The sequence below is a fragment of the Prescottella equi genome (genome assembly GCF_002094305.1).
Classification (GTDB): Bacteria; Actinomycetota; Actinomycetes; order Mycobacteriales; family Mycobacteriaceae; genus Prescottella; species Prescottella equi.
The window spans coordinates 446,134-466,643 of record NZ_LWTX01000001.1 but is presented as its reverse complement, the minus strand read 5'-3'; the positions used below and the strand labels follow the sequence as shown (position 1 = coordinate 466,643).

The window sequence follows — 20,510 nt, the reverse complement described above, 5'->3', positions numbered from 1 at the left end:
CCCGTTCACCGAGCGATCAGGCCTGACTGCCGGCGCCGTTCCCGTTCACCGCGGGGGCGGCGTCGGCCCCGTTCGAGGCGAGCTTCTTGCGCGCGATGTCCTCCAGCGCCGCGATGTACTTCGCGCGGTCCGCCGCGCCGGCCTCCCAGTCGGCCCTACGGTTCTTCACCGCCTTCGCGGGCGAGCCCACGGCGATGCTGAAGTCCGGGATGTCCCCCTTGACCACGGCGTGGGCGCCGAGCACGCAGCCACGACCGACCCGGGTGTTGCGCAGCACCGTCACCTTGGCGGCGATCCAGGTGTCGGGTCCGATCCGCACCGGTCCCTTGACGATGCCCTGGTCCTTGATCGGCACGTCGACGTCGTCCATGCGGTGGTCGAAGTCGCAGATGTAGCACCAGTCGGCGACGAGGGTGGACGCGCCGATCTCGATGTCGATGTAGGTGTTGACGACGTTGTCCTTGCCGAAGACGACCTTGTCCCCGATCCGCAGCGAACCCTCGTGGCAACGCAGCGCGTTGCCGTCGCCGATGTGCACCCACTTGCCGATCTCCATGCGGGACAGGCCCGGCGTGGAGTGGATCTCGACGTTCTTGCCGAGGAAGACCATGCCGCGGGTGATGATGTGCGGGTTGGCGAGTTTGAACTTCGCCAAGCGGTAGTAGCGGACCAGGTACCACGGGGTGTACGCCTTGTTCGCGATCACCCACTTCAGCGAGGCCACCGTCAGGAAACGGGCCTGTTCACTGTCCCGACGTCGCGATCCGCGCCACCTCGAGCGCAACGGTGCGCCCCACATGCTCGTCATGACACGTAAGCCTACGGACCGCGACTGTGCGCCCGGTCACGTGCCCCGTGGGTCGCCCGTCCCGTGGTCGTCAGGTCGCGGCGCGGCGCCCCACACCGTGGCGGGCGTCCCACGAGTGACGGGTCCACCGCGGTGCCACGAGAACCTGGTGTCGGCGGGCACGGCGCCGGCGCATCGACCGCAGCCACTCGTCGTCGTGCGCGACGACGTACGCGATGAGCGCCCCGACCGCCGCGGTGATCACCATCGCGACGACCGAGACCATGACCAGTCCCACCGCCGCGGCGACCCCCACCACCAGGCCACCGGTGACTGCCCGTCCCGCGGCGGGGGTACCGAGGAGGAAGTCGTCGGGCCCGGAGCCGGCGAGGCTGTCAGCGGACGCGTCCGGGTCCACCTCGGAACGGCTCTCGGCGACAACGGATTCGGGCGGCGGACTCGTACCCTCCCGGGGATCCGATGTCGGGGCGTCTGCCTCGATCGTGACTGATTGCCGCACGTCGACTTCGGATTCTGTCCGCACTCCCGGCTGCATGAATCCATTAGACACAATTCCGCAGCGCGTGTCGCGACCGAATTCGATAAACGATCTGCAACGATCGTCACCCGCGCGAATTGCATGCGTGGCGTTTTCCACTATCGGGCATTTCAACCGTTCAGGGCACTTTCCACGCTGACGCACGGGAGCGCATGGGCCTCGGCGACCGGCGCATGCGTCACCTGCCCCGACCAGGTGTTCAAACCTGCGGCCAGGGCACTGTCCGCGCGCATGGCCGCCCGCCAACCCTTTTCCGCGACGGCGCCGACAAACGGAAGGGTGACGTTTACCAAAGCCCGGGTGGACGTATGGGGAACAACGCTCGGCATATTGGGAACCGCATAGAAAATTGAATTGTGAACCACGAAAGTCGGGTGGTCGTGAGTAGTCGGGCGGGAATCTTCGAAACAGCCGCCCTGATCGATCGCGATGTCGACCAGCACGCTCCCCGGGAGCATCCGGGCGACCTGCTCGGAGGTGACGAGGCGCGGCGCCCGCGCACCGTGCAGCAGCACAGCACCGATCACCAGGTCCGCATCCGTCAGCGTCTGTTCGAGCTCGGTACGGGTGGAGACGGCCGTCGAGATGCGGGATCCGAACCGGTCGTGCAGCGCCCGCAGCCGCTCGACGTCCCTGTCGAGCACGGTGACCCTCGCCCCCATCCCCACCGCGACGGCCGTCGCGTGCGTGCCGGCGCTGCCCGCACCGATCACCACCACGCGCCCCGGCGGCACCCCGGGCACCCCACCGAGCAGGATGCCCCGCCCGACACCACCGGCTGTGGCCTGCAACGCATGTGCGCCGACCTGGGTGGCGAGCCTGCCCGCCACCTCGCTCATCGGCGCGAGCAGGGGAAGCGAGCCGTCGGGCCGCTCCACCGTTTCGTATGCGATCGCGGTCACCCCGCTCGACAGCAGCGCCTCGGTGCATTCCAGTGAGGCCGCGAGATGGAGATAGGTGAACAGCACCTGACCGCGTCGCATCAGCCCGAACTCGGGAGCCAACGGCTCCTTCACCTTCACGACCATGTCGGCCTCGGCCCACACGTCCTCCGCCCGATCGAGGATTCGTGCGCCCGCCATGACGAATTCGCCGTCGGGCATCGCCGATCCGATCCCGGCGCCGCGCTCGACCAGGACGTCGTGGCCGCGCGCACGTAATTCGTTGACGGCCAGCGGGGTCAGCGCCACCCGCAGTTCACCGCTCTTGATCTCCCTGGGCACACCAATTCGCATGATGTCTCCTCCGCCGGAACGGATCCGTCCTTCGAGGGTCCCACGATTGCGGGTGGGGCGGTTGGCCGACGGAGAATCCGGGCCGGGATAGTCTCGCTCCGGACGGATTCCGATTCGAGGAGAAGTGATGCGGCGTGCCCTCAGGTCGTCGGCGGCGGCGCTGACGACGATCTCGGCCCTCCTGCTCGCAGGGTGCGCCGGCGATTCCGGCGCCGAGAACGTCTTCGGCGCGGGCGGCTGGCCGGGCATGCATTCCGACGCCCGCAACAGCGACACCGCCGCCGTGACAGGATCCCGGTCCCTCGATTTCCAGTGGTCACGGCCACTCGGCGGCCCGACGACGACGAACGCCTCCGTCGCCGCCAACGGCCAGGTGTTCCTGACCGCAGCCACCGACGCGGGCTGCAACGTCTTCTCGTTCCAGGTCGACACCGGACGCAAGCGCTGGTGTGCCCGGGTCGGACCCGGAGCCGCGCTGTCGACTCCCGTGGTGGACCGTGCCACCAACATGTATGTCGGCGAGGACGGCGCAATGCTCTCGTTCGACGAGCGCGGCCAATTGCGCTGGCGCACACCGGTCACCGGCACACCACTGTCCGCACAGTTCACCGGTGACGGGAACCTGCTGTTCGTGACGCAACTCGGGCAGGTGAACGTCGTCGATCCGCAGACCGGCCGCACGGTGGCGGCGCCGTACGACCTCATCCCCCCGGCGTCGTACCCGCAGGGCGCGAACATCGATCCCCTGCCGAACGATCTGGGCGTCCAGGACTGCTTCGCGGGCGGGCCGCTGTGCCCGGTGGCGACGTCCCCCGCGATCGACCTCGACAACGGACGCATCGTCGTCACGTTCTGGCGCCCCGGCGCTCCACAGGCCGACCTGGTGGCTCTTCGATACGGCGACGGCGAGCGACCCCGAATCACCGAGGAATGGTCCACGAGCACCCTCGCCGCCGGCAGCGCATCTGCGCCGGTGCTGTCGCGGGACGGAAAGACCGTGTACGCCAACGACAACGCCGGACACCTGTGGGCGCTCGACGCCGAGTCCGGCTCCGTCAGGTGGCAGTACGACCTCGGCTATGCGGTACGCGGCGGCCCGTCCGTCTCCGGCAGTGGGGCGATCATCCCAGCGGGCGCGGAGAACGGCCGTCTCCTGGCCCTGCGCGACCGCGGCGACCGCGCCGAGGTGCTGTGGGAACGCGCCGACGTCGTGCAGCGCGGTGCGCCCGCCCAGACGTCCGGCTCCACCGCATACACCGTCGTTCGGGACGGCGACAACGGCCTGGCCCTCCTCACCTTCGACACCGCGACCGGGGAGACGCTCGACCAGGACGCGCTGCCCGGGGCGTCCGGATCGACCGCGGGGACGTCCGTCGGACCCGGCGGCGAGGTACTCACTCCGACGCTGATCGGCGAACTGTTCGTCCTGAAGTAGTGGTCAGAGCCGGGCAGCGCACACGAAGGCGACGGGCGTGCGGCCGATCCGGGTGAGCACCACCGACAGTGGCGTGGTGCCCCGCAACTTCAACCGCGGCCGCAGCACGGCGGGATCGATGTCGAGTCCGCGGACGAGGATCTCGGCCGAACCGCAGTCCCGCGCCGCCAGCTCCTGACGCAACGCCTTCTCGGTGTACTTCAGCCGCGCCAGCACCCGGAACCCGCGCACCCCGTCCGGCACGCTGTCGCCCGTGAGGTAGGCGATCCGCGGATCCAGCTGCCACAGCCCGTGCCGCGCCGCGTAATGGCGCACCAGGCCCGCCCGCACCACGGCGCCGTCCGGGTCGACGATCCACTCCCCCGGCTCGCGCTCGGGGATGTCGTCGGATTCGGCATCGGTGACCTCCCACGACGAGCCGTCCGACCGCAGGACGGTGGCCCGCCGCCGCACCCCCGCGCCGGCCAGTCCCGGCGACCACAGGCACGCCTCCCGCACGCCGCCGTCGAGCGAGACGACCTCCACCTCGCCGTCCCATTCGAGCCGGTCGAAGTCCAGACCGGGCGCACATTTCACCGCGAGGTCCCGGCCGGCGTAGACGTCGAGCAGGTCGGGCAGCGGCGGCATGAGCGCCGCCGGATCGTGTGTGCGTCTGCCACCGGAACGGCGCGCCGGATCGGCGATGACGACGGTGTCGCGCGTGCACGGCCGCAACGCGTCCGCCCGGACCAGCGTCGCGCCCGGAACGTTGTGCGCGGCCATCGCGAGCCGCACCGGGTCGAGGTCGCTGCCGACCACCGTGTCCGCCACCGGAACGAGCGCCGACAATTCGGCGCCGATCGAGCACGTGACGTCGTGGACGCGGCGCCCGGCAAGCCGCTCGCCGCGATGGCGGGCCACCGCGAGCGGGGTTGCCTGTTGCAGTGCGTCGTCGGTGAACAGCCAGGAGTCGGCGCCCGACAGCTTGGTCTCGGCCTTGCGCCGCAGCAGGACGGTCTCGATCAGCAGTCCGGCGCGGTCGCCGAAACGCGCACGCGCCCGGCCGATGTCGGCCAGGCGCGTCCGCGTGGACAGCTCCGACTCCGCCGTCCGGGTCAGCGCCGCGATGCCCTCGGCGCTGCGCAGATAGTCGACGTCGTCGATCGTGAAGTCGTATCCCAAAGCTCGTTCGACTCGGTTCAGTCGGTGGTGCCCGGCTTCACGCCGGTGATCATCACGTTGTAGAAGAAATTGCGCGGGACGACGTGCTGGAGCACCTTGTCGTCCACCCAGCTCAGCGTCTTGAAGCCGCCGAACGCGAACTTGGCCCAGCCCCAGCCCAGCTTCTCCGGCGGCACGGCGGCCTCGAAGGTGCGGACCGGCCAACCGAGGAGCGCCGCGGCGAACTCCTCCGTCTTGGCCTTGACCTCGACCGCACCGGCCGACTTCGCGATGTTCTCGAGGTCGGTGGGGTCGAAGGTGTGCAGGTCGACGACGGCCTCGAGAGCGGCGGCACGCGACGACTCGTCGAGCTCGGACTGCGGGCGACGCCAGTCGGACAGGAACGGCAGTTTGGTGACGTTGGTGGTCGCGGCCCACGTCGCGCGACCGAGCCAGCGGGCGTAGAAGTTGCCGATCGTGCTGGGTTCACCGGCGAAGACGAAACGGCCACCCGGCTTGAGCACGCGCAGCACCTCGCGCAGCGACTGCTCGACGTCCGGGATGTGGTGCAGCACGGCGTGCCCGACGACGAGGTCGAATGTGTCGTCCTCGTACGGGATGGTCTCGGCGTCGGCGACGCGGCCGTCGACCGGCAGTCCGAGGTGCTCGGCATTGCGCAGCGCGACCTTCACCATGCCCGGGGACAGGTCGGTGACCGAACCGGTCTTCGCGACGCCGCCCTGCATGAGGTTGAGGAGGAAGAAGCCGGTGCCGCAGCCCAGTTCGAGTGCCCGCTCGTACGGCAGCGGCTGGTCGCCGGCGACGGCGTCGAAACGCCCGCGTGCGTAGTCGATGCAGCGCTCGTCGTACGAGATAGACCACTTGTCGTCGTAGGTCTCCGCTTCCCAGTCGTGGTACAGGACCTGGGCGAGCTTGGTGTCCTGCAGCGCCGCCTCGACCTCTTCGGCCGTGGCGTGCGGGTTGGGCGCGGGATCTGTCGGGCTTGCAGTCATGCCGGGAATCCTACCGAATGGTAAGGAATGAACAAGTTCTAGTTTTGCGGTTCTTCCCCCCGCGTTTCGCGCACGTGTCGTCGCCTCGGGGCCCGGAGGACGACGACAAGTGCGCGAAACGCGAGAAGAGGCGCGGCTACTTGCCGGTGAACTTCGCCTTGCCGGGGCCGTTCTCGACGAACGACTCCATGCCGATGGTGCGGTCGGCGGTCGCGAACAGCGACGCGAACAGGTGCTGCTCGATCTTCAAGCCCGTTGCGAGGTCGGTGTCCAGGCCCTGGTCGATCGCGGCCTTCGCGGCGGCGATCGCCCGGCTCGCGGCACCGGTGAACTGCGACGCCCACGTACGCGCGGCGTTGTAGACCTCGTCCGGTGCGACCATCTCGTCGATGAGACCGATCGCAAGGGCCTCCTCGGCGCCGACGAAGCGACCCGTGAAGACCATGTCCTTGGCCTTGGCGGGGCCCACCAGGCGGGCCAGACGCTGCGTGCCACCGCCACCGGGGATGATGCCGAGCAGGATCTCCGGCACCCCGAGCTTGACGTTGTCGCCCGCGATCCGGCGATCCGCGCCGAGGGCCACCTCGAGGCCGCCGCCGAGCGCGTAGCCGGTGATCGCGGCGACCGTCGGCTTCGGGATGTCGGCGATCGCGCCGAGCGCCGACTGCAGGTCGGCGATGATCTCGCTCATCTGCACGAAATCGAGCTCCGCCATCTCCTTGATGTCGGCGCCCGCGGCGAACACCTTCTCACCGCCGTACACGATGACGGCCTTGACCTCCGGATCGACCGTCGCCTGACGCGCAGCCGCCCGAATCTCCTCCTGCACCTGACGGTTGAGGGCATTCATCGGAGGACGCGCCAGACGGATCGTGCCGATACCTTCGGAAACCTCGAGAGTCACAAACTCAGCCATGCGGCTCAGGCTACTGGGCGTCACCCCCAGGGCAGCGCCCCGGTGTCGTAGTAGCCCTCGTCACCCGGGAACGACACCCGCGGCTTGCCGTCGACGAAACTCAACTCCGGCAGGATCGGCGAAATCTCCGGCTCGGCAGCAAGAATCGCGTCGACGCCGTCGAACTCACCCAACGTCGCGAGCTGACGCCACGTCGGCGGCAGCAGGACGCTGCGACGCTGACGCCAGTCGTCGACGGCCGCGGTCGGGGTGCGCCACGCCACCTCGGCGGCCTCGGACGTCTCCCCGTCGGCGTTCTGCCCCTCGGGCAGCACTGCGACGAAGAAGCGGGTGTCGTAGCGACGCCCCTCCTGGACCGGGGTGATCCAGTTCGCCCACGGGCGAAGCAGATCCGCACGCAGCACGAGGTTCTCGCGCGTCAGGAAGTCCGCGAACGACAACTCCCGCGACTCGAGCTGGCGACGGGCCTCGGCGTACCCGGCCGTGTCCGCGACGACGGTGTCCTCCGTCGGGCCGGCGAGCAGGACGCCGCACTCCTCGAACGTCTCCCGCACCGCCGCGCACACGAGCGCCTTCGCGCGGGCCTCGTCGACGCCGAACCGCTCCGCCCACCACGCGGGCGACGGGCCGGACCAGCGGACGTCGGCGGTGCCGTCGGACGGATCGACGCCGCCGCCCGGAAACACCGTCATACCACCGGCGAACGCCATACCGGCGACCCGCCGCAGCAGGAACACCTCGACACCGTCGTCACCGTCGCGCACGAGCATCACGGTGGACGCGTCCTTCGGCGCCGGAGCCGTGGACACGGTCTGCGACTCGTCGAACATTCCGGCCTGCTGCGGGGCACCGGCGGTGGGTGCGCCCGACTCTCGAGAAGTTCCCATACCGGGAACTTACGCCCCGAGTGACGGACGCCTCACCACCAGTCCCAGCGGCCGCGCCCAACGCGCGTGTCGCGAGCGGGCCGGCCGGGTCAGGCCCGGTGCCGTCCGGGATGCCGTGTCCGACGGGCGAAGTAACGGCCGTCGACGCGATCGAGCGTGATCGACTGGCTGAACGCCTCGCTGAGGTTCTCGGCCGTGATGACGTCGTCGAGCAGACCCTGCGAGACCACCCGCCCCTCGGACAGCAACATCGCGTGGGTGAAGCCCGGCGGGATCTCCTCGACGTGGTGCGTGATGAGCACCGTCGCCGGCGAATCGGGATCGGCCGCGAGGTCACCCAGGCGTGCGACGAGTTCCTCACGGCCTCCCAGGTCCAAGCCCGCCGCGGGCTCGTCGAGCAGCAGCAGTTCCGGATCGGTCATCAGTGCCCGGGCGATCAGCACGCGCTTGCGCTCGCCCTCCGAGAGGGTCCCGTACACGCGGTTCGACAGATGCTCGGCACCCAGGCTCTCGAGCATCTCGACGGCGCGCTCGGTGTCCATGTCCTCGTAGCGTTCCCGCCAGCGACCGAGCACCGAATAGCCCGCCGACACCACCAGGTCGCTCACGATCTCGTCCGCCGGGACGCGATGGGCCAGCGCCGACGACGACAACCCGATCCGGGGTCGCAGTTCGGTGATGTCGACGCGGCCGAACGTCTCGCCGAACAGGCGCGCCACACCGGACGTCGGGTGGATCTCGGCGGCCGCCATGCGCAGCAGCGAGGTCTTGCCCGCGCCGTTGGGGCCGAGCACGACCCACTTCTCGTCCAACTCCACTTTCCAGGAGACCGGGCCGACGAGGGTCGCTCCGCCACGGCGAATCAGGACGTCTTCGAAATCGATGAGGAGATCAGGATCTGGTTCCGACACAGCGACCATCTTCGCGTACCGCCCGCCGGAGGGTCCGATCGGACCGGACCTGCGTGTCGGCGGGCCGATCAGGGGATCGGGGCGATCACCGTCATGGAACCGGGCGCAACCTCGGTGAACCCGGCGTCACGCACCGCCACGGCGGCACCGCGAGCGACTTCGTCACACAATTGGGCCCACTGCCCGGGGTCGGCGTCGCGCACCGCGCAGCGATAGCCGTCCGCGGCCCAACGGCGCACCCGTTCCACCGGCATCGCGCCGGCCAGGATCATCGACGCGTGCCCCACCTGCGCGGCGGCCTTGCCGACGCTCATGCCGAGCGAGGCGTTCACCCACAGCGTCGGGACGCCGTCCGGCACCGGTCCGGGCTCGTCGTGCTCGAGGTCGGTGCCGCCGATCTGCAGCTTGCGGATCCGCGGGTCGAGCGCGCCGACCGGTCCCGGCACCAGCGCTCGGGCCTGCGCGCCGGCGACGTCGACGGTGACGCCGTCGACGTCCTGCGCCGCCAGCCACTGCGCGCCACGCGCCCGACGCGCCACCTTGCGGATGCGCGCGTCGGCCCACTCCCGGAACGCGTCCTGCCACGGGCCCGGCTCGCCGTCGTCGTCGGGGCCGACCCGTTCGTCGAGGCACAGGGCGACCGTCGCGGACGCCGCCGCGGCCAGCAGGTCGCTGCGCGCGGGCGGATCGACCTTGGGGAGGTGCAGGACCATCGGCATCGCGAGGACCTGCGCGGGATCCTCCGGGTCGGGACGGCTGCCGTACCCGGCGGCGAGTACGCCGTGCCGAGCCGCGAACCCGTCCCCGGTGAGGGTCATGCGATCGGTACGCGCCGCACGACGCCGTCGACCGCGTCCGCCGCCTCGACCTCGTTCCGAGTGACACCGAGCACGAAGAGCACGGCATCCAGGAACGGGTGCGACAGCGCGGTGTCGGCGACCTCGCGCAGCGCCGGCTTGGCGTTGAACGCCACGCCGAGCCCGGCGGCGTTGAGCATGTCGATGTCGTTGGCGCCGTCGCCGACGGCGACCGTCTGCTCCATGGGAACGCCCACGTCCGCCGCGAACTTGCGCAGCGCGACGGCCTTGGCGGCGCGGTCGACGATGTCGCCCACGACGCGTCCGGTGAGCTTGCCGTCGACGATCTCGAGGGTGTTGGCCTGGACGAAGTCGAGTTCGAGTTCGTGTGCGAGCCCCTCGATCACCTGACGGAACCCGCCCGACACGACGCCGCAGTGGTACCCGAGACGACGCAGCGTCCGGATCGTGGTGCGCGCGCCGGGGGTGAGCTGCAGGTCGGCGGCGACGTCGTCGATGACCGACGCGTCGAGGCCCGCGAGCGTCGCGACCCGCTGGTGCAGCGACTCGGTGAAGTCGATCTCGCCGCGCATCGCTGCTTCGGTGACGGCACGGACCTCGTCCTCCACACCGGCGCGCGCCGCGAGCATCTCGATGACCTCGCCCTGGACGAGGGTGGAGTCGACGTCGAACACGATGAGGCGCTTGGCACGGCGGGCGAGTCCGGCGTGCTCGACGGCGACGTCGACGTTCTCGCCGACCGCGACCTCCGCGAGCCCGGTACGCAACTGCTTGTCCGCCTCGGCGCCGGTGCTCGACGCGGTGACCATCAGCTCGAGGCCGGTCACCGGGTAGTCGGCGACGCCCCGGATCGAGTCGATGTTCGCGCCCTGCCGGGCCAGCTCACGCGACAGCGAGCGGAACGCCCGCGCACTGACCGGGCTGCCCAGCACGACGACGGCGTGCGTGGACACCTGCTGCCGACCCGCCGGGTCGGCACCGATCTCGACGTCGACGTTCATGCCGACGGTGTCCATCGCCTCTTCGAGCTCCTCCTGGAGCGCCTCCGGGTCGGTGGGACACGCGACCAGCACGCCGAGGGTCAGGCGCCCCCGGATCACGACCTGCTCGACGTCGAGCAGGCTCACGTCGTGACGCGACAGCGCCGCGAAGAGCACCGACGTCACGCCGGGCCTGTCCGGACCAGTAACCGTCACCAGAACCGTGGCGTCTGACGCACCCACCGAGAGAACTCCGTCCGTTCGAACTCGAACAACTCGACAATGAAATACCGCTCCCCATTCTGCCAAGTCGGCGCGAGAGCAGCGGAAAGGCCCCGCCCGTAGTACGGGCGGGGCCTTCCGGTAGTGCAGGGACCCTCCGGTCCGCTAGGACTTGGTGTCCTCCAGGACCGCGGTGGAGTGCTTTCCGCCACCGTGTCCGATACCGACATGGGCCTCGTCGCGCATGCGCTCGACCATGTGCGGGTAGTGCAGCTCGAACGCCGGACGCTCCGAGCGGATCCGGGGCAGCTCGGTGAAGTTGTGCCGCGGCGGCGGGCAGGTGGTGGCCCACTCGAGCGAGTTGCCGTAGCCCCACGGGTCGTCGACCTTGACGACCTCGCCGTAGCGGTAGCTCTTGAAGACGTTCCACAGGAACGGCAGCGTCGACGCACCGAGGATGAACGAGCCGACCGTGGAGATCGTGTTCAGCGTGGTGAAGCCGTCGGTGGGCAGGTAGTCGGCGTAGCGACGCGGCATGCCCTCGGCACCGAGCCAGTGCTGGACCAGGAAGGTGGCGTGGAAACCGATGAACGTGGTCCAGAAGTGCCACTTCGCGAGACGCTCGTCCATCATGCGGCCGGTCATCTTCGGGAACCAGAAGTAGATACCCGCGTAGGTGGCGAACACGATGGTGCCGAAGAGCACGTAGTGGAAGTGCGCAACCACGAAATACGTGTCGGTGACGTGGAAGTCGAGCGGCGGGCTCGCGAGCAGCACACCGGAGAGGCCGCCGAAGAGGAAGGTCACGAGGAAGCCGACGGAGAACAGCATCGGCGACTCGAACGTCAACTGGCCCTTCCACATCGTGCCGATCCAGTTGAAGAACTTCACACCGGTCGGGACCGCGATGAGGAACGTCATGAAGGAGAAGAACGGCAGCAGCACGGCGCCGGTGGCGTACATGTGGTGCGCCCACACGGCGATCGACAGGGCAGCGATGGCCATGGTGGCGTACACGAGGCCGCTGTAGCCGAAGATCGGCTTACGCGAGAAGACCGGGAAGATCTCCGAGACGATGCCGAAGAACGGCAGCGCGATGATGTAGACCTCGGGGTGACCGAAGAACCAGAACAGGTGCTGCCACAGCAGGACGCCACCCGTTGCCGGGTCGAAGATGTGGCCACCGAGGTGACGGTCGACGAACAGGCCCATGAAAGCAGCGGTGAGCAGCGGGAACGCCAGCAGGACGAGGATGCTGGTGATCAGGATGTTCCAGGTGAAGATCGGCATCCGGAACATCGTCATGCCCGGTGCGCGCAGGCACACGATGGTGGTGATGAAGTTGACGCCACCGAGGATGGTGCCGAGACCCGCGACGGCGAGGCCGAGGACCCAGAGGTCCGCGCCGACGCCCGGCGAGTGCAGAGCGCTCGTCAGCGGGGTGTAAGCGGTCCAGCCGAAGTCGGCAGCACCACCGGGGGTGATGAAGCCGGCCGTCGTGATGAGGGCGCCGAACAGGTACAGCCAGTAGCTGAACGCGTTCAGACGCGGGAACGCCACATCGGGGGCACCGATCTGCAGCGGGACGATGTAGTTGGCGAAGCCGAACACGACCGGGGTCGCGTACAGCAGCAGCATGATCGTGCCGTGCATCGTGAACAGCTGGTTGAACTGCTCGTTCGAGAGGAACTGCAGTCCCGGCACCGCGAGCTCGGTACGCATCAGCAGCGCCATCAGGCCACCGATGAGGAAGAACGCGAAAGAGGTGACCAGGTACATGATCCCGAGCACCTTGGGATCGGTGGTCGTCACCATCTTGTAGATGAACGAGCCCTTGGGTCCCTGCCGCGGCGGGTAAGGCCTCGCTGCTATCTCCGGGACTGGCTGGGGCGCTACGGCAGTCACTGATCCTCCTGAATGTGCCCTTGGTCGCTCCGCAGGCCGCGCTCTGAGCGCCTACCCCGGACTGGCGGAAGAGGCGATCGCTGGCTTGCGCTCATCGAATCGTAGACGGTGCTTTCGGGCACCGCGGACCGGGTCCTACTCCCTGTCGTACTCGGGCCCTTCGACCTTCGGGCCTCGAGGCCGCGAACAGGGCTTTAGTCCCCCATCGGACCTCTCGACCACCGGCCCGCGGCGTGTCGGCGCGGGCCGGGCCTCACCGCCGAGTCGTACCCGGCTGTCGAGAGCAACGACACATCCATGCTATTAAGGTTTTCCTTACCTAATCCCCTCGGCTCGTCCGTTCCACTCGCTTGGAGTTCCATCTCGTGTACACACTCGCCCGACGCCGCACCCTCACTTCCCTCGCCGCCGTGGGAGCTGCCGTGAGCATCGCCCTCACCGGCTGCTCCTCCACCGAGAGCACAGCCGATACAACGGCCACCGAGTCGACCGGGTTCCCGCGGACCGTCGAGCATTTCCGGGGCGTGGCGAACATCGACGCCGAGCCGCAGCGCATCGTCACGCTCGACAACAGCTACGCCGATGCCGTGCTACTGCTCGAGTCGCCGCTCGTCGGCTTCGTCGACTACCGCGAGCAGGGCCTGCCCGACTACCTCGGCGACGCCCGTGACCGGTTTGCGGCCGACGCGGTGTCGGTCGGCAAGGTGCAGAACGTGAGTCTCGAGAAGGTGGCCCAGCTCGAACCGGACCTCGTCCTGTCGGCCGAGGTGCGCGACGGCAAGAACTACGAGGCGCTGTCGGCACTGGCACCGACGGTCTTCTCCCAGTCGACCGGCCCCACGTGGAAGGACAACATCCGCCTCGTCGCGAAGGCGCTCGGCAAGGAGGATCTGGCCGAGCAGAAGATCGGCGACTACGAGGCCCGCGCCAAGGCTATCGGCGACGAGATCAACGCCAAGGCGAACAACCCCACGGTGTCCGTCGTGCGATTCGCCGGCGAGCCGACCGCTCGCCTCTACCGGACGACGTCGTTCAGCGGCATCGTTCTCGCCGACGCCGGACTCGCCCGCCCGGCCAGCCAGCAGGCCGACCCCGCCGACGCCGGCAGCATCATGAACTCGATCAGCCCCGAGCGCCTGGCCGACGCCGAGGCCGACGTCATCTTCGTCGCGACGTACGAGGATCCCGAAGGCAAGTCGATCAAGGCCGCCGAGGCGTTCCGCCAGAACCCGCTGTGGGGAACGCTGAAGGGGCGCATCGTCGAGGTCGACGACGCGATGTGGATGACGCCGGTCAGCATCCAGGGCGCGCACAAGATCCTCGACGACCTCGCCGAGGCCTTCGGCGTCGACCCGCACAACGGCTAACCTGAGGCGGCCACACGCCGCGCTCGCCGAAGAGGAAGTCGTCGCATTGTCCAGTGCCCAGCCCGTCAGATCTCGCCGTATCGCCGCCGTCGCGCTCGCGACCGTGGCGCTCGTGGGACTCGCCGGCTGCGGTAGCGACACCGCCGACGACGCGAGCACCATCGTGCGGACGACGACCAAGATCGCCGGTGCCGGTGTCGTGAACGTCGAACGCGACACCGGCAACGCGTGCGCGGAGCCCTCGCCCGCCGACCCGGGCGCCGCCGACCCGCAGCGGATCGTCGTCCTCGACACCGCCGCACTGGACGCGGTGTGCGCACTCGGCCTGCAGGGCCGGGTCGTGGGCACCGTCACCCCCGACGGCGCCGACGGGCAGCCGTCGTACCTGGGTCCGGGCGTCGCGGCGCTGCCCGGCATCGGACCGGCCGGCGCCCCCGACGTCGATCTCGTCGCGAAGTCCGCCCCCGACCTGATCGTCGGAGCCGCGCCCGCGGATCCGGTGCTGGTCGATCGACTTCGCGCACTCGCGCCGACTGCGTTCGTCGGCGCCGACGCTGTCTTCTGGAAGAACCGCTTCCTCGCGACCGGTGAGGCGCTGGGACGCTCCGGCGCGGCCCGGCAGGCCCTCGACGCCTACACCGCCGACGCGGCACGGATCGGGAACGATCTCGCTGCCCGGCAGACGCAGGCGTCGGTAGTACGGTTCGGCGCCGATTCGCTCGCGATCACGGGGCCGGGCAGCTTCTCGGGCCAGGTCCTCGCCGACGCGGGCGTCCAGCGACCCGCCTACCAGCGCCTCGAGGTCGCGGCCGAGGAGATCGACGATCTCGGTACCGCGGAGGGCGACGTGATCTACGTCAGCTTCGACGGCCCGGACGGGCTCGAGCACGGCAAGTCCGTGATGGATTCCGACGAGTGGTACGCCCTCGGCGCCGTCCCCGACAAGCGCGTCTTCGCGGTCGACGACGAGATCTGGAACGGCGGGAACGGCATCGTCGCCGCGCGGGCCGTCCTCGCCGATCTGCAGCCGAGCCTCAACGGCTACGCCTAGGAGTTCACCGTGCCGGTACCGGAATTCGTCGCGGCGCTCCGCGACCACGTGGGGCACGCCCCGCTGTGGCTGCCTGGTGTGAGCGCCGTCGTGGTCGACGACACCGGACGGCTGCTGTTGACCCGGCGGGCCGACAACGGCAAGTGGGCCGTGGTCTCGGGCATCCTCGAGCCCGGTGAGGAACCGGGTCCGGCGGTGCTGCGCGAAGTTCGCGAGGAGACAGGCATCGACGCCGAACTGGTCCGGGTGAGCAGCGTCGACACCGCGGGGCCGATCACCTACCCGAACGGCGACGTCGCCAGCTACCTGGACGTGTGCTTCGTTGCGCGCGCGGTGGCGGGTGAGGCTCGCGTGGCCGACGACGAGAACCTCGACGTGCGCTGGTTCTCCCCCGACGCCCTGCCCGCGAATCTCACCGATTCGTCGCGGCGGCGGATCGCGGCCGCCCTCCGCGACGACGAGCGCACCTGGTTCGCGAGGGACTGACCCGTCCCCGACTCAGCCCTGCGCGGTCTCCCACAGACCCATGACGTTGCCTTCCGGATCACGGAAGTAGGCGGCGAAACCCATTGTGCCGACGGGCTGTTTCGCGGCGACGGTGGCGCCGCCGAGCGCCTCGATCTTCGCCAACGCGGCATCGATGTCGGCGACGTCGACGGTGATCACCGGACCCCGGGGTGCCTGGTCGGACCGCTGGAACATGCCGCCGCCGATGTATCCGGGCTCGGCCGGCATCCCGGACTCGGCCACCGGACCCGTGGACACGCCCGTGTACTCGAGTTCCGGCATCTCGGTGACGTTCCACCCGAACGCCTGCCGATAGAAGTTGCGGGCTCGGTCTCCGTCGTCGAACGGGACCTCGAAGTGCACTACTCGACCGGTCATCGCCGTCTCCTCGATCGTCGTCGACTGGGGTCACCTCACTCCAAAGTAGGCCGGGTGCACCGCCGGACTCAACGGCCCGCCGAAACCCCGCCCACACCATTGCCTTTCGCGGTGGCGTCCGGCACCCTTTCCCGGTGACGACATCCGAGTTCGACGCGACCACTCCCCCTGGTGCGGTTCCGCCGCCGCTCCCCGACAAGCACGGCGAGTCGGACGATCCGCGCTATCCGTCGCCGCGGCAGGCGCGGCAGGCGATCGCGTTCGTCGTCGACTGGATCCTGCACGTCGCTGCCGGGCTGGCTGCGATGACCGTTGCGATGGACATACCGGCGGTCGCGGACTGGGCCGCGCTCGCACTGCCGATCGGATGGATCGCCGCGTCGCTCATCGATCGCGTGGTGTTGCAGCGGATCGTCCACGCGACCGTCGGCAAACTCCTGCTCGGCGTCTGCGTCATCCGTCCGTCCGACGGCTCCTGGCCCACCCTCGGCTACCTGCTGAAGTGGTGGCTGCTCGGCGCCCTCGACGCGGTCGCCACCTTCTCGGACAGCCCGTGGCTCGGCAACTACGACAACTCCCCCACCGTGGTCCGACGCCGGGACGTCACGGCGCCCCGAACCGCCCCGTGAAACGCCGACGGCCGAATGTCACACCGGTTCAGTCCAACTGAACGCGTGTGACATTCGGCCGCGGAGAGTGCGGTGGAACTAGAAGTCCCAGTCGTCGTCCTCGGTGTTGACGGCCTTGCCGATCACGTAGCTCGAACCCGAGCCCGAGAAGAAGTCGTGGTTCTCGTCCGCGTTCGGCGACAGGGCCGAGAGGATCGCCGGGTTGACGTCCGTCTCGTCCTTCGGGAACAGACCCTCGTAGCCGAGGTTCATCAGCGCCTTGTTGGCGTTGTAGCGCAGGAACTTCTTGACGTCCTCGGTGAGACCGACCTCGTCGTACAGGTCCTGCGTGTACTCGACCTCGTTGTCGTACAGCTCGAACAGCAGCTCGAACGTGTAGTTCTTGAGTTCCTCACGCTCGGCCTCGGTGACCCGCTCGAGTCCGCGCTGGTACTTGTAGCCGATGTAGTACCCGTGCACGGCCTCGTCACGGATGATGAGGCGGATCACGTCGGCCGTGTTGGTCAGCTTGGCCCGCGACGCCCAGTACATCGGCAGGTAGAAGCCCGAGTAGAACAGGAACGACTCGAGCAGCGTCGAGGCGACCTTGCGCTTGAGCGGGTCGTCGCCCTTGTAGTAGTCGAGGACGATCTGCGCCTTGCGCTGCAGGTTCGGGTTCTCCTCCGACCAGCGGAACGCGTCGTCGATCTCCCGCGTCGTGCACAGCGTCGAGAAGATCTGCGAGTAGCTCTTCGCGTGCACCGACTCCATGAACGCGATGTTCGTGAGCACGGCCTCCTCGTGCGGCGTGACCGCATCCGGGATGAGGCTGACGGCGCCGACGGTGCCCTGGATGGTGTCCAGCAGCGTCAGACCGGTGAACACGCGCATCGTGAGCTGCTGCTCGTTCGGTGTGAGGGTGGCCCAGGACTGGATGTCGTTGGACACCGGCACCTTCTCCGGCAGCCAGAAGTTGCCGGTGAGACGGTCCCACACCTCCGAGTCCTTCTCGTCGGGGACGCGGTTCCAGTTGATCGCCGAGACGCGGTCGACCAGCTTGATGCGCGTGCCGTCGGCCGGAGAGTGCACGTTAGGGGCGGAGGTCATCGTTCTTCCCTCTTCGAGTTTCGTTGCGGGGTCTCAGAATTGGCGATCACAACATGCACGAGACGCAACCCTCCACCTCGGTCCCCTCGAGGGCCATCTGACGCAGGCGGATGTAGTACAACGTCTTGATTCCCTTGCGCCACGCGTAGATCTGCGCGCGGTTGACGTCACGCGTGGTGGCGGTGTCCTTGAAGAACAGCGTCAGCGACAGGCCCTGGTCCACATGCTGCGTGGCGGCCGCGTAGGTGTCGATGATCTTCTCGTACCCGATCTCGTACGCGTCCTGGTAGTACTCCAGGTTGTCGTTCGTCAGGTAGGGCGCCGGGTAGTAGACGCGACCGATCTTGCCTTCCTTGCGGATCTCGATCTTCGCGGCCACCGGGTGGATCGAGCTCGTGGAGTTGTTGATGTACGAGATCGAGCCCGTCGGCGGGACGGCCTGCAGGTTCTGGTTGTAGATGCCGTACTGCTGCACCGACGCCTTCAGCTCGCGCCAGTCGTCCTGCGTCGGGATGTGGATACCGGCGTCGGCGAACAGCTGCCGCACCTTCTCGGTCTTGGGCTCCCACACCTGGTCGGTGTACTTGTCGAAGTACTTGCCCGACGCGTAGTCGGACTCCGGGAAGCCCTTGAAGTGGGTACCCCGCTCCTTCGCGATCAGGTTCGACGCGCGGATCGCGTGGTACACGACCGAGTAGAAGTAGATGTTCGTGAAGTCGATGCCTTCTTCGGAGCCGTAGAAGATCCGCTCGCGCGCGAGGTAGCCGTGCAGGTTCATCTGCCCCAGGCCGATCGCATGAGAGTCGTTGTTGCCCTGCTCGATCGACGGCACCGAGTAGATGTGCGTCTGATCCGAGACGGCGGTGAGCGCGCGGATCGAGGTCTCGATGGTCTTCGCGAAGTCCGGCGAGTCCATCGTCAGCGCGATGTTCAGCGAGCCGAGGTTGCACGAGATGTCCTTGCCGACATGGCTGTAGGACAGATCGTCGTTGAACGTCGACGGGGTCGAGACCTGCAGGATCTCCGAGCACAGGTTCGAGTGCGTGATCTTGCCGGCGATCGGGTTCGCCCGGTTCACCGTGTCCTCGAACATGATGTACGGGTAGCCCGACTCGAACTGCAGCTCGGCGAGGGTCTGGAAGAACTCGCGCGCCTTGATCTTCGACTTGCGGATCCGCTTGTCGTCGACCATCTCGTGGTACTTCTCGGTGACGTTGATGTCCGCGAACGGCACGCCGTAGATGCGCTCGACGTCGTACGGCGAGAACAGGTACATGTCCTCGTTCTTCTTCGCGAGCTCGAACGTGATGTCGGGGATCACGACGCCCAGCGACAGCGTCTTGATGCGGATCTTCTCGTCCGCGTTCTCACGCTTGGTGTCGAGGAAACGGTAGATGTCCGGGTGGTGCGCGTGCAGGTACACCGCGCCGGCACCCTGCCGGGCACCGAGCTGGTTCGCGTAGGAGAACGAGTCCTCGAGCAGCTTCATGATCGGGATGACGCCGGAGCTCTGGTTCTCGATCTTCTTGATCGGCGCGCCGTGCTCACGAACGTTGGTGAGCAGCAGGGCGACTCCGCCACCGCGCTTGGAGAGCTGCAGGGCCGAGTTGATCGAACGGCCGATCGACTCCATGTTGTCCTCGATGCGCAGCAGGAAGCACGACACGGGCTCGCCGCGCTGCTTCTTGCCGGAGTTGAGGAACGTGGGCGTCGCCGGCTGGAAGCGTCCGGCGATGATCTCGTCGACCAGTTCGGTCGCGAGCGTCTCGTCGCCCGCCGCGAGGGTGAGCGCCACCATGCACACACGGTCCTCGAAGCGCTCGAGGTAGCGCTTACCGTCGAACGTCTTGAGGGTGTACGACGTGTAGTACTTGAAGGCACCGAGGAACGTGGGGAACCGGAACTTCTTCGCGTAGGCCCGGTCGATCAGCCACTTCACGAAGTTGCGCGAGTACTGGTCGAGGACCTCACGCTCGTAGTAGTTCTCCCTGACCAGGTAGTCGAGCTTCTCGTCCAGGTTGTGGAAGAAGACCGTGTTCTGGTTGACGTGCTGCAGGAAGTACTGCTTGGCGGCCTCACGATCCTTGTCGAACTGGATCTCGCCGCTCGGACCGTACAGGTTCAGCATCGCGTTGAGCGCGTGGTAGTCCAACTCGCCCGCCGACGCGTCGGGTTGTGCCGCAGCGCGCTCTACACTCCCAGCCGGGGCTGAATCTGTGATGGTCGGTGCCACTGTTCACTCTCCATGAATTGTGCGAGGCCCTCGCGCACGGCGACGACGTCCTCGGCTGTTCCCATTAGTTCGAAGCGGTACAGGTACGGGACCCGACACTTCTGTGAAATCACGTTCCCGGCGTAGCAGTAGGACTCGCCGAAGTTCGTGTTGCCGGCAGCAATCACCCCTCGGATGAGGTCGCGATTGTGCTCGTTGTTGAGGAATCGGATGACCTGCTTGGGCACGTAGCTCGTGTCGCGTCCCGTCGACGTCGTGCCGCCCCCGTAAGTGGGGAGGATCAGGACGTACGGTTCGTCGACCTCGAACGCGCCTTCGCGGTCACGTAGTGGAATGCGCGTAGCGGGGACACCGAGTCGTTCGACGAATCGGTGTGTGTTCTCCGACGCGCTGGAGAAGTACACCAGCGAAGCCATCGGCGTTCACCATTTCACTCGAGGTGGATCGTCCC

The 20,510-nt window shown here is 68.1% G+C and carries 20 protein-coding genes; 5 read left to right on the top strand and 15 right to left on the bottom strand.

Features of this window, described 5'->3' with window-relative positions; genetic code table 11:
- Positions 1-16 precede the first annotated feature (16 nt).
- The 3 genes from A6I89_RS02350 to ald all read right to left on the bottom strand — a co-directional run bounded on the left by A6I89_RS02350 (position 17) and on the right by ald (position 2,581).
- Entirely contained in the window at positions 17-808 is a 792-nt protein-coding gene (locus A6I89_RS02350; RefSeq protein WP_005518968.1) for an acyltransferase, read from the bottom strand.
- Positions 809-878: 70 nt separating this feature from the next.
- Positions 879-1,307 carry a hypothetical protein gene (locus A6I89_RS02345; RefSeq protein WP_115155952.1) on the bottom strand — a complete coding sequence of 143 codons (429 nt, stop codon included), beginning with the start codon at positions 1,305-1,307 and terminating at the stop codon, positions 879-881.
- A 149-nt stretch (positions 1,308-1,456) separates the two neighbouring features.
- A complete protein-coding gene (gene ald, locus A6I89_RS02340; protein WP_013416633.1) occupies positions 1,457-2,581 on the bottom strand; it encodes an alanine dehydrogenase in 1,125 nt (374 codons plus the stop codon).
- Between the two features lie 127 nt (positions 2,582-2,708).
- Here ald and A6I89_RS02335 point away from each other — a divergent pair, with 127 nt between their 5' ends.
- Positions 2,709-4,016, top strand: a complete 1,308-nt coding sequence (locus A6I89_RS02335) for an outer membrane protein assembly factor BamB family protein (RefSeq protein ID WP_022596968.1) — start codon at positions 2,709-2,711, stop codon at positions 4,014-4,016.
- Between the two features lie 3 nt (positions 4,017-4,019).
- Here the strand turns inward: A6I89_RS02335 and A6I89_RS02330 are convergent, their stop codons facing one another.
- The 8 genes from A6I89_RS02330 to ctaD all read right to left on the bottom strand — a co-directional run bounded on the left by A6I89_RS02330 (position 4,020) and on the right by ctaD (position 12,808).
- Positions 4,020-5,177, bottom strand: coding sequence for a THUMP-like domain-containing protein (locus A6I89_RS02330; RefSeq protein ID WP_022596969.1), 1,158 nt, complete (start codon positions 5,175-5,177; stop codon positions 4,020-4,022).
- 17 nt (positions 5,178-5,194) lie between these two features.
- The gene (locus A6I89_RS02325; RefSeq protein ID WP_022596970.1) at positions 5,195-6,169 is read right to left on the bottom strand and encodes a class I SAM-dependent methyltransferase; all 975 of its coding nucleotides are present in this window, start codon (positions 6,167-6,169) and stop codon (positions 5,195-5,197) included.
- Between the two features lie 136 nt (positions 6,170-6,305).
- Positions 6,306-7,085, bottom strand: coding sequence for an enoyl-CoA hydratase/isomerase family protein (locus A6I89_RS02320; RefSeq protein ID WP_005518961.1), 780 nt, complete (start codon positions 7,083-7,085; stop codon positions 6,306-6,308).
- 20 nt (positions 7,086-7,105) lie between these two features.
- A complete protein-coding gene (locus A6I89_RS02315; protein WP_022596971.1) occupies positions 7,106-7,915 on the bottom strand; it encodes an NUDIX hydrolase in 810 nt (269 codons plus the stop codon).
- 146 nt (positions 7,916-8,061) lie between these two features.
- Positions 8,062-8,892, bottom strand: coding sequence for an ABC transporter ATP-binding protein (locus tag A6I89_RS02310; RefSeq protein ID WP_005518959.1), 831 nt, complete (start codon positions 8,890-8,892; stop codon positions 8,062-8,064).
- A gap of 59 nt (positions 8,893-8,951) precedes the next feature.
- Positions 8,952-9,701, bottom strand: coding sequence for an aminoacyl-tRNA hydrolase (locus tag A6I89_RS02305; protein WP_005518958.1), 750 nt, complete (start codon positions 9,699-9,701; stop codon positions 8,952-8,954).
- On the bottom strand, positions 9,698-10,924 hold the full coding sequence (gene serB / locus A6I89_RS02300; RefSeq protein WP_044991308.1) for a phosphoserine phosphatase SerB: 1,227 nt from the start codon (positions 10,922-10,924) through the stop codon (positions 9,698-9,700). The genes A6I89_RS02305 and serB overlap by 4 nt, the downstream gene beginning before the upstream one ends.
- A gap of 144 nt (positions 10,925-11,068) precedes the next feature.
- Positions 11,069-12,808, bottom strand: coding sequence for an aa3-type cytochrome oxidase subunit I (ctaD, locus tag A6I89_RS02295; protein WP_084978807.1), 1,740 nt, complete (start codon positions 12,806-12,808; stop codon positions 11,069-11,071).
- Positions 12,809-13,173: 365 nt separating this feature from the next.
- On the opposite strand from ctaD, the gene A6I89_RS02290 reads away from it, so the two are divergent.
- The 3 genes from A6I89_RS02290 to A6I89_RS02280 are packed head-to-tail and all read left to right on the top strand — an operon-like array spanning position 13,174 to position 15,712.
- A complete protein-coding gene (locus A6I89_RS02290) occupies positions 13,174-14,175 on the top strand; it encodes an ABC transporter substrate-binding protein (protein ID WP_037086169.1) in 1,002 nt (333 codons plus the stop codon).
- Between the two features lie 46 nt (positions 14,176-14,221).
- Positions 14,222-15,226, top strand: coding sequence for an ABC transporter substrate-binding protein (locus A6I89_RS02285; RefSeq protein WP_022596973.1), 1,005 nt, complete (start codon positions 14,222-14,224; stop codon positions 15,224-15,226).
- 9 nt (positions 15,227-15,235) lie between these two features.
- On the top strand, positions 15,236-15,712 hold the full coding sequence (locus A6I89_RS02280) for an NUDIX hydrolase (RefSeq protein ID WP_022596974.1): 477 nt from the start codon (positions 15,236-15,238) through the stop codon (positions 15,710-15,712).
- 12 nt (positions 15,713-15,724) lie between these two features.
- On the opposite strand, the gene A6I89_RS02275 is transcribed toward A6I89_RS02280, so the two are convergent.
- Entirely contained in the window at positions 15,725-16,111 is a 387-nt protein-coding gene (locus A6I89_RS02275; protein WP_013416643.1) for a VOC family protein, read from the bottom strand.
- A gap of 134 nt (positions 16,112-16,245) precedes the next feature.
- Here A6I89_RS02275 and A6I89_RS02270 point away from each other — a divergent pair, with 134 nt between their 5' ends.
- Complete coding sequence (locus A6I89_RS02270; protein WP_022596975.1) at positions 16,246-16,740, top strand: RDD family protein; 495 nt, start codon at positions 16,246-16,248, stop codon at positions 16,738-16,740.
- 78 nt (positions 16,741-16,818) lie between these two features.
- Here A6I89_RS02270 and nrdF read toward each other — a convergent pair whose 3' ends face one another.
- From nrdF to nrdI, 3 genes are read right to left on the bottom strand one after another with little or no spacing between them, the layout of a single operon-like run.
- Complete coding sequence (nrdF, locus tag A6I89_RS02265) at positions 16,819-17,826, bottom strand: class 1b ribonucleoside-diphosphate reductase subunit beta (RefSeq protein ID WP_005518949.1); 1,008 nt, start codon at positions 17,824-17,826, stop codon at positions 16,819-16,821.
- 46 nt (positions 17,827-17,872) lie between these two features.
- On the bottom strand, positions 17,873-20,059 hold the full coding sequence (nrdE, locus tag A6I89_RS02260) for a class 1b ribonucleoside-diphosphate reductase subunit alpha (protein ID WP_005518948.1): 2,187 nt from the start codon (positions 20,057-20,059) through the stop codon (positions 17,873-17,875).
- On the bottom strand, positions 20,017-20,475 hold the full coding sequence (nrdI, locus tag A6I89_RS02255) for a class Ib ribonucleoside-diphosphate reductase assembly flavoprotein NrdI (RefSeq protein ID WP_022596977.1): 459 nt from the start codon (positions 20,473-20,475) through the stop codon (positions 20,017-20,019). The genes nrdE and nrdI overlap by 43 nt, the downstream gene beginning before the upstream one ends.
- Between the last annotated feature and the right edge of the window lie 35 nt (positions 20,476-20,510).

What these genes read in the sequence shown, in the direction of transcription:
- A6I89_RS02315 (WP_022596971.1), bottom strand. Translation starts at nt 7,915, where the DNA reads ATGTTCGACGAGTCGCAGACCGTGTCCACGGCTCCGGCGCCGAAGGAC.
- A6I89_RS02320 (WP_005518961.1), bottom strand. Translation starts at nt 7,085, where the DNA reads ATGGCTGAGTTTGTGACTCTCGAGGTTTCCGAAGGTATCGGCACGATC.
- nrdI (WP_022596977.1), bottom strand. Translation starts at nt 20,475, where the DNA reads ATGGCTTCGCTGGTGTACTTCTCCAGCGCGTCGGAGAACACACACCGA.
- A6I89_RS02310 (WP_005518959.1), bottom strand. Translation starts at nt 8,892, where the DNA reads ATGGTCGCTGTGTCGGAACCAGATCCTGATCTCCTCATCGATTTCGAA.
- A6I89_RS02335 (WP_022596968.1), top strand. Translation starts at nt 2,709, where the DNA reads ATGCGGCGTGCCCTCAGGTCGTCGGCGGCGGCGCTGACGACGATCTCG.
- ald (WP_013416633.1), bottom strand. Translation starts at nt 2,581, where the DNA reads ATGCGAATTGGTGTGCCCAGGGAGATCAAGAGCGGTGAACTGCGGGTG.
- nrdF (WP_005518949.1), bottom strand. Translation starts at nt 17,826, where the DNA reads ATGACCTCCGCCCCTAACGTGCACTCTCCGGCCGACGGCACGCGCATC.
- A6I89_RS02350 (WP_005518968.1), bottom strand. Translation starts at nt 808, where the DNA reads ATGACGAGCATGTGGGGCGCACCGTTGCGCTCGAGGTGGCGCGGATCG.
- A6I89_RS02275 (WP_013416643.1), bottom strand. Translation starts at nt 16,111, where the DNA reads ATGACCGGTCGAGTAGTGCACTTCGAGGTCCCGTTCGACGACGGAGAC.
- A6I89_RS02325 (WP_022596970.1), bottom strand. Translation starts at nt 6,169, where the DNA reads ATGACTGCAAGCCCGACAGATCCCGCGCCCAACCCGCACGCCACGGCC.
- A6I89_RS02305 (WP_005518958.1), bottom strand. Translation starts at nt 9,701, where the DNA reads ATGACCCTCACCGGGGACGGGTTCGCGGCTCGGCACGGCGTACTCGCC.